Origin of the sequence: Alkalibacterium putridalgicola (genome assembly GCF_040959045.1) — a bacterium.
In the GTDB taxonomy this organism is placed as follows: Bacteria; Bacillota; Bacilli; order Lactobacillales; family Carnobacteriaceae_A; genus Alkalibacterium; species Alkalibacterium putridalgicola.
Genome location: NZ_CP162615.1, coordinates 963,272 through 977,059, shown reverse-complemented (window position 1 = coordinate 977,059; position 13,788 = coordinate 963,272). Strand labels below are relative to the sequence as shown.

The window sequence follows — 13,788 nt, the reverse complement described above, 5'->3', positions numbered from 1 at the left end:
CCTTTCAGTGATTATTACAAGGAGTCTATACATCCAACTCATATGAAAAAGAATCTGCCGGTATGACGCTCAGGCAGATCCTTTTTCTCTAAAACTCTTTTTTTTATTTGAAAAATAATCAGTATTAAAAAGGTTCCGTTTAGACAATAACTCTATTCGCTTTTGCTTCGATCGAATCATCTGTCGCTTCGCGATGTCCTTCTCTTAATAGATCATTGACATTCTTCACTGGGTTGAAGGTCGACTCAGGGACTTCGACAAACAGGGTGTTCCAGTGATGCATCGATCCGTTCCACAGCCCGGGATGTTCAAGTGCCTTTAAGGGTCTCCCTTTATAGGATTTTTCGGTGATAAAGTAACGGTCTTCCTTTCGGTAATCCATTAAGTTGAACTTCTGTCCTTTATAGTCTTTAACAAAGCACACCAAGTCTACGGGATTAAAAAACTGAGACGAATTGAAGATCTCCTGCTTATGTGGATCAGTTAAGTCGATCTCCGATTTCTCGCAGATCTGCAGATCAAGATAATCGCCATTGTCGACCACGAACGGTCCGCCGCCGGGTTCACCGCTATTTTTAACCATCCCGCACACGCGTAGAGGTCTGTTTAGGAAATACAGGGCCCACTCTTTGGTGAGTTCTTTTTTCAGCGAGATATTCAGTGTTTCTTTCATGAAGGTCTCAATATCATCTAAATCATAATCGTCTGCTTTTAAGTCTTTTATATAACTATCAATCTGTGTTTTGACTTTGAGTCCGACAGAAGCCAGTTCTTTCTTCGACTGGATCGTGTCTTCTACCTGACTTCTATGGCACACGTTGTCTATGTTTTTAATGAACAGGATGTCCGCATCTAGATCATTCAGATTCTCAAGCAAGGAGCCATGCCCACCGGGACGATACAACACTTCGCCGTTTTCAAGTAAAAACGGCTCATTCTCCATATCGGCTGCCGGAGTATTCGTTTCCCCTTTTTGAAAGGAATAAGTGATTGCTACGTGCGGTTTATCCGAGACAAGCCCGGTGATATAGTCGTTGAACAGGTCTTCATGCTCCGGAGCGATCGTAAAATGCAGATCGACAGCTTCTGGATCAAGGTACTGCTCGCCTTCAAAAATATGCTCATCGATAGGCGTCGCCGTTGTGTTTTCGTAGGCATGCATTTTAATCAGTGCTTTTGGAAAATTCCCGTACTTCAGCTTACTGGTTAATAGACGATCAATGATTTTCGCTTTGTCTGCTTGATCACGTTTGCCGGCATCCATCTTATTTTCATCTCCGACTAAATCCCTGTAAAAGGCAAAATGGTGAAGGTTCTCAAAAAAACGACGGATGAAAGGTGTCTCTTCTCTGTTTTCTAAATATGTATATAAGTCCTTGAACATCCGTGTCGCTGCGCCGCTGGCGGGTATAAACTTCATACATTTATGATTTGTGTAGGCTTCATTGATCCCTTCAGCAGCCGTCAGTTCATCAGCGGTGACCGACCGCACAATGTCCACATACTTATTCCCGTGTTTAAATTTATCCATGTCCATACAATACAAACGCTCCTTATGTGTGATGTGAATCGAGTTGATTTAATGTCTCGTTTTCTGCTGTATCTATTAATGCTTACTATATCATTTTTTTCAAAGGGATTCTAATTTACTTACCCATCGTGATACGTTTGTAAGATATTTAGTCAGTTTAAATTATGAATGGGGTCACTGTCCACAGCTATTTTCAATAGAAATTACGTTTATTTTTGCAAAAAAAAAGAATCTGCCGTTTTGACGCTCTGGCAGATCCTTTCTTCTAATTAACCAAACACTTTATTTCACACTGACATACACAGGACTGGCAGTGATATAGAATACCTTTCCTTTCGAGTTCTTCACTTTATACTGTGCCCCGCGCCCGACGGTCACTTTCTCCAAGATAGTCGGGAAGCCCTGACCTTTGGTGACGTAGCCGAAGACGTCCTTGTCTTCCCAGCTGGGCTTGTTGTAAAAGCGCAGTTTGCCGTTGTGGTGGCTTACTAGTCGCTTCCCACTGTAATTTCCAGACTTGACTGCCTTAACCGGTGTTTCAGTTTCTATCTTACTAGAACCTTCTCTCTCCTGACGCTTATAACCGATCCCGATTTTCTTGCATATCCCTTCGATCACTGCTTCAGCAGCTGCGTAAAACACATCGTCCTTTAGATACGCCTGATGATCCGTCACATTATCGATAAAACCGTACTCGATGATGATAGTTTCCGTCTTTCCAGTCAGTCGGTGCATGTAGTAGTAATCCACCCCCGGCTTCATCGTCCGTGAGAACACCCGGCGTAAAGGGAGTTGTGTCGCTCCCACCAGACGTTCAGCCAGATCCTCCGCAAAAAGCGGCTTGGCATGGACAGAATGGATCGTTTCGATTCCCCGTGCCTGTCCGTTAAAAGCATTCCAGTGATTGGAAACACAGATGGCATACTGATTCTTGATCCGGGCCACTCGCTGCACATGTTCCAGCGTCAAATCTCTGTCTCGCGTCAGATACACATCGGCACCCAAGTCTTTCAAGCGCTTGTACTGATACAATGTGATTTTTAAGTTCCAGTCTTTTTCCAGTATCCCAAAGCCGCTCGCTCCCGGATCACTTCCACCGTGTCCGGCATCCAGTATGATTGATTTTCTCATTTCGTTTCCTTCTTTCTCCGATTAGTTTTTTAATACTGACTTGTATTGTGACAGCTTCTCAGCTACGCGTTGACGCCAGGTATATACTGTTTTCCGGCTCACGCCCCGCTTTTTTGCGATATCCGTCACCGACAGCTGATGGATCACGGCATCGTTCAAATACGTCTGTTCCATTTCTGTGAGACATGACAGCATCGACTGATACACGTCGCGCATTAGTACATCTTCATCCACCCCCGACTTATCAACCACGACCATCGGCTCAAAGTCTTCCGGCATCGGCATCTCCCGTTCAGCCCGTCGGACCATTATCCGTATCTCGTCAAGGATACCCCACTTCACTTTCTGAAAGGCATAGCCCGTGAACTGATAAAAAGCTTCTTCTTCCGTTAAGTCTTTCGGAAAGGACTCATAAGCTTCCACCAGTTTCAGCCGTCCAATCTGGACATAGTCTTCATAGTCCGGATGATTATAAGGGATCTGGCATTTCTTCAGTGCCCCGTAGACGATGGTATCGTGAACAAAGAAAAAGTCAGCCGCCATCTCTTCCGTCAAACATCGTTTCTTCTCCTGCGTTTTCATCTGTTATCCTGTTCCAGAAGATCTTCTAAGTGTATTCGTACATGGCCTTTGTACACCCTTAATTTACGCTGGAATGCTTTCTCATTCAAAGTGACGAAATAGATAGATTCTAAGACGAAACAGACTGAATCCTTTAATTTGGTTCCAGATCAGACCAAAATGTCAGCTAAATAGCGACTATTTCAGTGAATTCTAATGAAGTTTATGTGGAATCTTTACAAGTGAGTACAGAATCTCGGTTCACTTGTGACGTTTCTCGATAATCGTCATAAGTGAACCCGTTTTTTCTTCCGACTTGTTATGTTTCTGATTAAACGTTACAAGTGGCCTCAGTATTTCTCGTCACTTGTTACGTTAATAGCTTTAAAGGCTGTTATTTTTCGCCCGGCGAAAAATTTCCTTATGAATTTTCGTGAGATTTCATTTCTTTTGCATATATATAGTATGTAGAGTTAGCTATGACTTAAAAGGAGTTTGATGAAATGATACTGAAAGAGCGTTCGAAATCGGTCAGTCACCGCATTCTAGAATCTTTAAATAACCGAATGGTCTTGTCTTCCACTGAAAAAGGACAGTATGAAAACCAGATTAAGGGATTTGACGGGGAGCTGTCATTTGACCGTATCCTAAACGAGTCGGACATTAGCGGTCTTATAATAAATGACCTACTTTTGACTACCAGAGATACTTTTTACCAGATCGATTCGCTGCTGATCACAGATGAGACCATCTATTTATTCGAAGTGAAAAATTACAGCGGGACGTACGTACACAAGAATGATTCTCTGTACGCATCGTCCGGTTATGCACTGCAGGATCCGGTTGCTCAGGCAGAACGTAAACGGGCTTATCTGCACAATTTACTAATAAAGCTGGGGCATAACATCGACATTCAAGTACGCGCCGTCTTTATTCATCCCGATTGTTACATTTACGATCTACCAAAGAGAGAAACGATTTTGTTTGCCAGTCAGCTTCCTGGTCACTTCAAAAAAATAGCTGGCAACTTGCCGAAACAGTCAGATGAGAACCTAAATCTTGCCCAACAGCTCATCACTAGGCACGACGATTTGTATCGCCCGACTAACTTGCCTGCCTACTCCTTCGATCAGCTAAAAAAAGGGATACGCTGCTTTAACTGCGACTCTTTTTCCTATAGTAAAAGCCGTCAGAATATTTATTGCAATGTCTGTGGTCACAAAGAAGCGGCTACTAAGGCGATTTACCGAAGCATTGAAGAATTCAAACTACTTTTTCCAGACATCCCGCTGTCGAAAGAGGTTGCGCATACCTGGTGCGGGAATGACTGGAAGAAGTCTAGAATTCGAAGAGTGTTGGAGAATAACTACCGAGTGCATAACCGTGGGCGCGGCAGCTACTATACTGACGACTAATACAAGATGTTATTTTTCGCCTGGCGAAAAATCTCCTCCTTGTCTCTGAAAACTCGATAAGTGGATAAAATAATACGCTTCACTTGTCACGTTTCGGGATAGTCTTTCAAGTGACCTCACTATTTCTTTCCACTTGTTAAGTTCCTGCTTAATCGTTACAAGTGAGAGTAATTCTTAAACTCACTTGTAACGATTCGACTGTTTTGTATGACAGAATCTCTGTGATTCACTCACCACTTCTGGTATCATAAAGCCATAAAATTAAAGAAGGTGCGACTATGATCTATCAATTCAAAGTGACACTAAAGGACGTTGGGATGCCGGTGTGGCGTAGGCTTCAAGTGGACAGCGAGACGACGTTTGAGGAGTTTCACTACATACTTATGGCGGCGTTTGACTGGTCGGGGTATCATCTATATGAATTTGATATAAGAAAGTCAGACGGAAAGCGGTTGAACAGTACCCGAATCGGTCCTGAGGAAAGTACGCCGATGACTGAAAGTGATCCACTTTTGCTCATGCTTAGACAAAAGCTCACTCACCCGGAAGACTATGACCTCCCCCGCTATCTGCTCGATGATAACGAAAATTTGTCGGACTGGTTCAAGCAGGAAAAAGACCGGGCGCTTTTCACCTATGATTTCAGAGACGACTGGGAGCATGAGATCGTTTTAGAAAAAATATTGACCCCAGACCCCAACATCCAGTATCCACTCTGCACAAAAGCGAAAAACGATGCGCCTTATGAAGACGGCCGTCGTGATCTGATGACCGGCCAGCTCGATCTGACTAACCCGAACGGCAAAGAAATCGTTGAAGACATCAACGACACCTACAGATACGACAACTGGAAAGACGAGTTTATGAATCGAGATGACTTTATTTGATCTAATAGATATGTAAAAGCTGGCTCGGCCAGCTTTTTCTTTATAGCTAGAACGTCATAAGTGAAAGGATAATAATCGTCCACTTGTTACATTTCTCGTTAATCGTGACAAGTGAGCCGTACTTTCTATCCACGCTTATGTCGTTTCTGCATAATCTTGACAAGTGAACCAAAAAATTCTCTTCACTTGTGACGTTTCTTCCCTTTTCAAGGCTGTTATTTTACGCCGGGCGAAAAATTTCTTTCTTTCAACTTGCAAATCCCCCTGTCTCACCGTGTATGCGCGAAAAAACTGTGAGGATGTAGAGTTTTTATGGTACACTTGTTATATCTGGGTAAAAGGAGAAAATTTATTATGAACGAAAAGTTAATACAGACGATCAATGAATTAGAAATAAAGAAAGCGCCTGAGGAACAGCCCTTAGAGGCGGCATTGAACCAGTACACTAAAAAGCAGCTGGCTCATTTTATCGAACGGTTCGATCTGGACATTGCTAAAAGCTGGAAAAAGGCAGAGATCATTGAAGCATTGATTGAGTGGATGGAATCAGCACAGTCAGAACTGTTAGAATCTAACGAAGACCTTAAAGCGTTTTACTTGAATAAAGTCGTGAATGCTAAAGAGCCACTTGAAATCAATGACGATTTGTCAGATAAAGAACAGGAACGTGTCTTAAGTCTTATCGAACACGGATTAGTCTTTAACGCTGACGGTCAGCTATGGGCGCCTAAAGCAGCAGATAAAACTGCCGATACTGAATCAGATAAACCAGTAGACTCCGGTGAGTCAAGCGAAGAAACTACTTCTCAAGAAAAGCCGGCAGAAACCGAAAAACCTAAGCCTCGTAAAAAGCAGCGCCAACAAGCGTCGGCTACTTCGCTCACACCGGAAGAGAGAATCGCTCGCGAGAAGAAAATGCGCTTAAAGTACTTTAAAACACAAGCCAAAAAGAATAAGAAGAAAAGATAATCAAAATGTTAGTCATCATTTCTACACAAAAAACGTTGAGCCAAATCACAGCTCAACGTTTTTTGTGTATTCTAATATATTTTTGAGGAATAACTTTCTTTTGGTTCCAGCTCGTGTTTCTATCCCATTGTTTGAAGTGAGTCGCTTCTGCTTAGCCAACACAGTTTTTCTGGCTGCTTTCAGCTCTTCTTTTGTGACAGAATGATTGGCCACCAAATCTGAACAACTTTTCAGCTTGGTTAATCTCACTATCTTGCTTTCATCAGTAGTCGCATTCATATTAATGTAGACAATACAAGCCCTGTTACTTATGAATTTCAGATGCTTGATTGATAAAGTCGACAAATTCATTTGCATCACTACTCATACGAAATGTTTGATCACTAGTACCACTATCTACTTTTCTACCACTCTTTTTCTCAACATAGAATTTATTTTCATCTTTTAAAACAGCACGTTTAACTCGATCAAACTTGATACTTTCTTTTCCAGGTTTTTCAAAGTCCATCTTGATATACATCGATTTATTAGTAATAAGTGCACCCGCTTTGCCATTGCCAAAAAGAGTGGTATCAAATAAACCAATAACGTTATCTCTATCCACTAAATTCGCATAAGTCTTTATAGCATTCGTTAATTTTTTATGAGGGATATTCTCTTTATGATATATATTATAGGTGCTTTTTGTATTCTGAGACCATTGTTTCACGAGAGTGTGCATCTTTTTCTCAATAAGCTCCGCTTCATCCAGATTAGATTCATTTTCTACAGAAAATGGAATCAACTCCACTATGGCATTCAAGAATTCAACGTATAATGAAGCATTTGAAGCAGCATAAAATTTATTACTGTTTGTTGAATCGATTAATAAGCCATCATGCGTATGCACCTTAAAATATTGATCGTCTTCTTCATCTATTTCGGCGTAAACAATTTCTTTAAAGGGTATTTTTCCTTGTCCCATCATTTTACCGAAAACACTTATATACATCGCTTCAGATGTAATTATTACTCCTTGACCGCCCGTCTTTAGAACATGATCATCGACCAAAACCAAGACATCTTTTACTGGAACGGCACCAGCATATTTAACTTTTGCACTATTTAATTTTCGTCTTGGAATATGCTCATTTCCTATATACACAGATGAAGCTATATTTTTTTCGAAAGATTTAGACATTTCGATAATAGCCTCTTTGAGGTCAACATGTTCTTCGAATAGACTTTCACTACTAGTTTCTCTTAATAAATGTTCTGGGATTTCTTCATTTTTGACTGTTTCATTTTCTAATTCAATCGCACCTATTGTTTTGGATTCATATGCCTCTGTCACGTCTATATTGCCCTGCAAATTTCTAATTTCTTGGGTAAGAATTCCATCGTCCGTAAGCAGTGGAATATCAATCAGTGCTTTGACTAATTGAGCGGCTTTTGTTGTTGAAGCAACGACATTCTTCTCCTTGACTGTATAAGCTGACCACTCAGTCTTTGTGTCTACTATTTCTTTCATTAATGTATTCCCTTCACGAAGGATTTGGCGAATAACATTAAATAAATTATTTAATTGATAAGCGTTTCTAGAAATGACTTTTAATTCAGCATCAGCCTTTTTCATTTCAGCAACAGCTACTTTGGCTTGGGCTAAATTTGAATAAGAATTATTTAATTTTGTGTTTGAACGAGCCTTATAAATGCCACCAGCAAGTAGTATAGCCGGGCCAGCAACGACACCTCCAAGTACTTGTGTACCTAAAGCTATTCCTCCGCCACCACTTGCTAACGATCCACCGCCTAACCAGGCGAGGGTTGCATTTGTTGCTGCTGCTCCCGAAAGAGAACCAATTGCTGTTCCAGTGCTTGCAGTCCCTAATGCCATAACTCCACCGTAAGAGCCCCAACCTAGTAAAATCCCCGACCCTAAACCAGCAGCACTACCTGAGATAATTTCCTTTGCATCAATCGATACTTTCTTCATTTCTTTCAAACTCTCATTCGTCAAGTTCATCTTGGAAATCTCATCTAAACCAACACTTTCTCCTAACTCAATATTTTTTATTTGAGAAAATGTCTTTACAAACTTATCTATGTCTTCTGAAGAGGCTTCTAGTTTTAATTCACCTAAAAGTTGAATAACTTCACTCGTTAACTCTCTAGTTACAGTGAGATTCTCTTGTTCATTTTTAAGGATGGTTTCTGCTTCTTCTTGAATTAAATCAGCTATCTTTGATTTTGATGCTCCTTTTGCTCCCATCACGGTTCCACTTGTACCAGCCGCAGTGGAAATAGCCATAATAGCTGCTGATAATAATGTAATTGACATATTAATTGCCCCCTATTATAATTTAAAAATTGTGTCTTTATCTGTCATAAATTCATCAAACTCTTCGAAAGAATCGAATTGCAATTTAACCCCAAAGGTATTACCAAGCTGATTCATAGTTTTAAAATAACTGTCAACATCATTATTGAGTATACAGTGATTTAAATTATCTAAACTTTTTCTTATAACTTCTTCTCGTTCAGAATAGACTTGATTTGAGTACGCAATTAAAGATTCTCGATAAGCGTTCATTGCTTGAACCGATTGTTCGGAAATTTCTTCGATAACTTTTCTTCTCTCAAATGATAATTTTTCTTCTTCTAAAGCTTCCATGGTTCCTTTATAGAGAACACTACTCATCGTACTCCCCAAAGTTGCACCAATAAAACTACCCGCTGTACCCAAAACAGCAGTTCCTGCACCAGGTAAAATTGCTGTACCAATGGTAGCTCCAACGACACCACCCACCGCTGCTCCATAACTGGCCGCAACCATCCCTGTCCCTTTTTCACCGAGTTCTTCCAGTAATTGATACTCGTCAATTTCACCTTTTCCATAACGAATCAAGCTTGTCGTTGTCTGTGTGATACTAGTAACTAGCATCGTTGGGGCATTGGTCGTACCTAAGCGACTAATTGTTTGATTTCTGGAACCATGCATCATAGCCTTTATAGCTGTCCCAGAAGCACCTGTTGTATATGCAACGGCACTGGTTTTTACTACATCTATTCCAACATCTTTAGCGGCCTCTTCAATGTCTTTATCGTTGTATAAAACTTGAAATAAATTCTGTCCAACTGACAGGCTACTCGACATTATAAAGGAAGCCTTTACCGCCTCTACTCCAGCATTATGAGAATCTTTTGCAACCTCTTTAGCTGTAAATTTAAAATGATTCTTTCTATTTTGAATCGCTTCATCGTATGTGAAATTCGATTTCTTTACCTTACTTTTGATCGTTTCATATCGCTCAGCCTGATCAAATCGTTCTTGTGCTTTCTTAGTGTCTCCTCTTTCTAAAAGTTTTTTCCCTTGCTCTCTTAAACTGTTACTTTTCTCAGCCGCTTGCTTTAAGACTCCATCATATTGATCACTAGGTATTTCAATTGTTTCATACCTATCCCAAGAAGAATTTTTTTTTACAATTTTATCCAAGACATCATAACTTTTAATCGAACCGTTGCTGTGGGTTTTATAACCATAGACTTTTAGTTGTGAACCAGAATTATCAATGATTTGACCATGTTCATCTATTCTCACGTGATCATGCTTTGTATCATTTGTCGTACCCACATCGTCTGTGGTTCTAGTGCGCGTTTTATCTCCTCTTAAAATAGCTTCTTTGTTATCACGAGCTTCTTTTATCAACTCAGCTGAAAAACCAGCTTGCTGTTTAATATTTTGACTTTCGTACTCTTTATTTATTTTATAATTAGAAATATCTTCGAAACTTCTCCCGTTATAAGTCCGATGATTACCAAAAGAATCTACTCGGATACCCTTTTGAGCTTGTATCATTTGGCTTGTCGCTTCGCCATGAAGTTGATTTAGATCTTGTTGCGACATACTGGTACCAACAGAATTAAGGATTGTTTTTCTCTTATTATTACTATTCTTTTCCTTGTTCTTTAATTCATCTTCTGATTGATTGCCTATATTATCAGGCATCTTCTCACCTTCTTCTATAAATTTTTTTAAAAGTGACCCTGCTAACACGACACATCCTCTATATCTGATCTGTTTTTTCACTTCTTTTTAATTAGAATAATGCTTTTACTAGCAAATGAAAGAAATAGCTCTAGTGAATTTTTGTATGCGCTTTATGTATATACTATTAGTATACCTTGATTAGTGAATGAATGCATTAATATTCCTAAAAAACCTTTAAGTATTTGATAGAAAGTATAAGACTGATAAAGTCACCTTAGTGGTACCGATGAATAGCTAGGTATATGTGATTCCTAACGCCCTCTTGTTAACCTTAAGATATCTTAAGTACACAGTAAGGTTTTAATACGGAAAATAACACACCCTTTCAGATTAAACATTGCGGACAAATAGTGCCACTTGTTGGGAGAAAAGAACCAGCGGCTACGGACAAGAGAGCCACTATAGATATATAGCTAAATCAAAAAACCTTCTGTATAATAATAGTTCATGTCTGCCGACATGCCACTTGAATACAGAAGGTTTCATATGATCAGTTCTTTAATTTGTGTTACTAAAACTCTCCTAGTTCTCCTATAGCTGGATTCAAGCCTGTATTGATAAAATCAGTCTTTGTCAGTGGATAGTAAGTATGACTATATTGGCTTATTAATTCTTTTTCGCTATTGCTATTCTCATACATAGAGTAACTAATACTTCCCGCATCAAGCTCCATTCCAATTTCTTCAGTTTCTGGTGGATTGTAAGCTATGAACAAAGAATTATCGTCAACGCTATAATCGACGATATCGTAAGCTGCATATTCTCCCCATCCAATGACGATATCATAGTACTTACTGTCAGTGATGATAATTAGATGGACCATTTCTGAATTATATGGCTCTCCTTCAAAGTTCGCATAGTACCCTTGGAAATCTTCAAATGCATATGCTGCAGCTTCAGGCTCGGATTCCACAGAGCTGTTGGATTCAGTAGCCTTTTCGGTTTCTTCTGCTACCACCATATCAACTTGCTCAACTTCAGCATCACTTTGATCCGTTTCATTCTTTTCGGGTTGTTCTTTCTCTAAAGTGTCAATCTCTAAGTCATCCTCAACTAACTCTTCTGAATTGATATCTTTTTCGGGCTCAGCTTCCTCTACTTCTGGTTTTGCTTCTTCATCTTCTTCATCTGCTTCTGTTTCAGCCTCTACAGTTAGTTTCTCAAGTTCCAACTGAGCGTTGTCGAACATGTCCTGAGCTTTCGCTGCCATGCCCGCTGAGCCATTCTCTGTATCTAAAACAAATTCCAGTTCTTCCATGGAATCAGCATATTGTTCCATGTCAAAGTATTCTAAAGCTTGCTGATAATGTTTGAGCTGGTCGATAAAGTCTTGTGTGCGCTGATCGTCAGGACGCGCTTCAAGTGCTTGTTCGAAATACACCTCAGCGCGGATAAAATCTTCTGCAGCAATATAGTCTAATCCGTCTCGAAAGGAATTGTTGTACATCTCGTCGGTTCCGTCATTGCAAGCGGTCATAAAAACAAGTAAAAGTGGCAGGGTCAACCATTTTTTCATTATTTATTCTCCTCCAGATATATGAGATCTTCGATTAAACGCGTAAGGAACGACTGCCTGATTTGGATATTGTTTACTAGATGTGAACGTCATACCTGCTGAGGATTTTTAAACCTCTTGTCTATTAGGTTATTACCAAATATGTCAGTTGCACTATAGTTAGCTCCAGTCCACCTCCAATGTTTGAATTATTTTTTCTAAATTTATTTTAAATCTCTAACATCTATATCTATATTTTCATCACTTTCTCTTTTCTGTTTAACTGCATCTTTCATTATTTTTTCAAAATTCTCAGTGACATACTGAAGATCCTCTTTATCATAACAATAGATATTAATAGTACAATCATTCATTTCAATGAAAAATTTTGTTTCATCAAAATCTTCTTTATCACTGGTAATTTTTTGCAACTTACTCTTTGACCAGCGATATAAATCACTCCCTAACTCATTTAAAAATCCTGAAGCTATCCCAGATGCTACAAAAGGTATTACTATATAAATCATTATCGCATCCCAACCAACTGCAGATGGCCATTGACCGAAAGAAGACTCTATTTTTATGCTGTCGTATGCATCCTTTGTAATTAATTCGCGGTCATCGCCTTTATAATTTATCTGGTTTAATTCCACTTTCATATATACCGTCTTATTTCCCATTTCATTACCCTCCAATAAATTGGTTTTTATTTGACAGTGTGAGAAATATTATGCTTCCAGATTTCCTGAACAACTTCTTTTGGTATCATAGGTTCTTTACTGCCTAACATGTTCATAGTCATCTTGAGTTTTAATTCATTTTTATCATCTATATGATAAGTTATTATCTCGTTTGCTGCATTATCCGATGTACTTATATAATTTCCGTATGCCAAATTAATGGTATTACTGCTGAACATTCCTCCAAACCATATCTTAATTGTATTGACTTTTCTTCCTTCCACATATAGTTTAAAAAGCGTCTTATGCGTATTGACTTCCTCTTTATCATATTCGAATTCTGTGTTATTATCTTTCACCTGTTCAAATAAAGAGGTGAGTAAACTTGAAATCTCGACAAAGCTTTCTTTTAGAAATGTATCAATATCTCTTTCTGTTATGCGTTTTAGACTAGGTATATCAAAATCAAATTCTTTGGATTTTGATTTTGTCTTCGACTGCGCAGACTTGACTTCCCTCTCACTCTCAAGGTGCAAATCTCTAGTTCTGAAATCCGGCATATCTCCTAAGGGTTCTACAGCGTGCCTAGGCTGTCCATAGATTCGATAAACCAACTCACCAAGTTTCTCTTCAAATTCTGTATCATTACTAAAATCGATAGCATACTGTCCTTTAAAATGGAACGGAAATACTTTCTCATAATTACCTTGATGGCGCATGACAAAGATTAACTTGTCTTGATTTTCCATTAAAATCGGCATCATCAAGTGGGATTCGAATCCCACACCCCCATGTGACTGATCCGCTTTTGTAGCATAGTCTTCAGTTAAGATAATAACTACGTAGTCAGCATCTCTGATTTTAGTTGCCATCAATAGTGGAAGAGACACAGAATTTAACTGAGTCACAAAGAGATCGATTTCTGCATCTATTCCATTTCTTCTTAACTGATTCGTTAAATTGATCACCCATTTTTGATGATCAATCGAATCCCAACTGTAACTCACAAAAACTTTTTTTCTCTCCATTTAGATAGCTCCTTACATAAGTTTTCTCTCTGTAGTATATCTTACCAGACTTACTTATAGA

Annotated in this window: 11 protein-coding genes; 3 read left to right on the top strand and 8 right to left on the bottom strand. The window is 39.2% G+C overall.

The window, feature by feature from the left end; translation table 11 throughout:
• Nucleotides 1–139: 139 nt before the first annotated feature.
• The 3 genes from AB4027_RS04745 to AB4027_RS04735 all read right to left on the bottom strand — a co-directional run bounded on the left by AB4027_RS04745 (nucleotide 140) and on the right by AB4027_RS04735 (nucleotide 3,244).
• Entirely contained in the window at nucleotides 140–1,537 is a 1,398-nt protein-coding gene (locus AB4027_RS04745) for a DUF4301 family protein (RefSeq protein ID WP_368646194.1), read from the bottom strand.
• A 276-nt stretch (nucleotides 1,538–1,813) separates the two neighbouring features.
• Complete coding sequence (locus AB4027_RS04740) at nucleotides 1,814–2,662, bottom strand: N-acetylmuramoyl-L-alanine amidase (RefSeq protein WP_368646193.1); 849 nt, start codon at nucleotides 2,660–2,662, stop codon at nucleotides 1,814–1,816.
• 21 nt (nucleotides 2,663–2,683) lie between these two features.
• Entirely contained in the window at nucleotides 2,684–3,244 is a 561-nt protein-coding gene (locus tag AB4027_RS04735; RefSeq protein ID WP_368646192.1) for a sigma-70 family RNA polymerase sigma factor, read from the bottom strand.
• Nucleotides 3,245–3,726: 482 nt separating this feature from the next.
• Here AB4027_RS04735 and AB4027_RS04730 point away from each other — a divergent pair, with 482 nt between their 5' ends.
• The 3 genes from AB4027_RS04730 to AB4027_RS04720 all read left to right on the top strand — a co-directional run bounded on the left by AB4027_RS04730 (nucleotide 3,727) and on the right by AB4027_RS04720 (nucleotide 6,494).
• On the top strand, nucleotides 3,727–4,638 hold the full coding sequence (locus tag AB4027_RS04730) for a nuclease-related domain-containing protein (protein WP_368646191.1): 912 nt from the start codon (nucleotides 3,727–3,729) through the stop codon (nucleotides 4,636–4,638).
• Nucleotides 4,639–4,916: 278 nt separating this feature from the next.
• On the top strand, nucleotides 4,917–5,525 hold the full coding sequence (locus AB4027_RS04725) for a plasmid pRiA4b ORF-3 family protein (RefSeq protein WP_368646190.1): 609 nt from the start codon (nucleotides 4,917–4,919) through the stop codon (nucleotides 5,523–5,525).
• Between the two features lie 354 nt (nucleotides 5,526–5,879).
• Nucleotides 5,880–6,494: a hypothetical protein gene (locus AB4027_RS04720; RefSeq protein ID WP_368646189.1), complete on the top strand. Its 615-nt coding sequence runs from the start codon at nucleotides 5,880–5,882 to the stop codon at nucleotides 6,492–6,494.
• Between the two features lie 304 nt (nucleotides 6,495–6,798).
• On the opposite strand, the gene AB4027_RS04715 is transcribed toward AB4027_RS04720, so the two are convergent.
• From AB4027_RS04715 to AB4027_RS04695, 5 genes are all read right to left on the bottom strand, one after another.
• On the bottom strand, nucleotides 6,799–8,814 hold the full coding sequence (locus tag AB4027_RS04715) for a hypothetical protein (protein WP_368646188.1): 2,016 nt from the start codon (nucleotides 8,812–8,814) through the stop codon (nucleotides 6,799–6,801).
• 15 nt (nucleotides 8,815–8,829) lie between these two features.
• A complete protein-coding gene (locus AB4027_RS04710; RefSeq protein WP_368646187.1) occupies nucleotides 8,830–10,530 on the bottom strand; it encodes a hypothetical protein in 1,701 nt (566 codons plus the stop codon).
• A 505-nt stretch (nucleotides 10,531–11,035) separates the two neighbouring features.
• Nucleotides 11,036–12,040, bottom strand: a complete 1,005-nt coding sequence (locus AB4027_RS04705; protein ID WP_368646186.1) for a hypothetical protein — start codon at nucleotides 12,038–12,040, stop codon at nucleotides 11,036–11,038.
• Nucleotides 12,041–12,243: 203 nt separating this feature from the next.
• On the bottom strand, nucleotides 12,244–12,699 hold the full coding sequence (locus AB4027_RS04700; protein ID WP_368646185.1) for a hypothetical protein: 456 nt from the start codon (nucleotides 12,697–12,699) through the stop codon (nucleotides 12,244–12,246).
• Nucleotides 12,700–12,725: 26 nt separating this feature from the next.
• A complete protein-coding gene (locus AB4027_RS04695; protein WP_368646184.1) occupies nucleotides 12,726–13,727 on the bottom strand; it encodes a toll/interleukin-1 receptor domain-containing protein in 1,002 nt (333 codons plus the stop codon).
• Nucleotides 13,728–13,788: the final 61 nt, after the last annotated feature.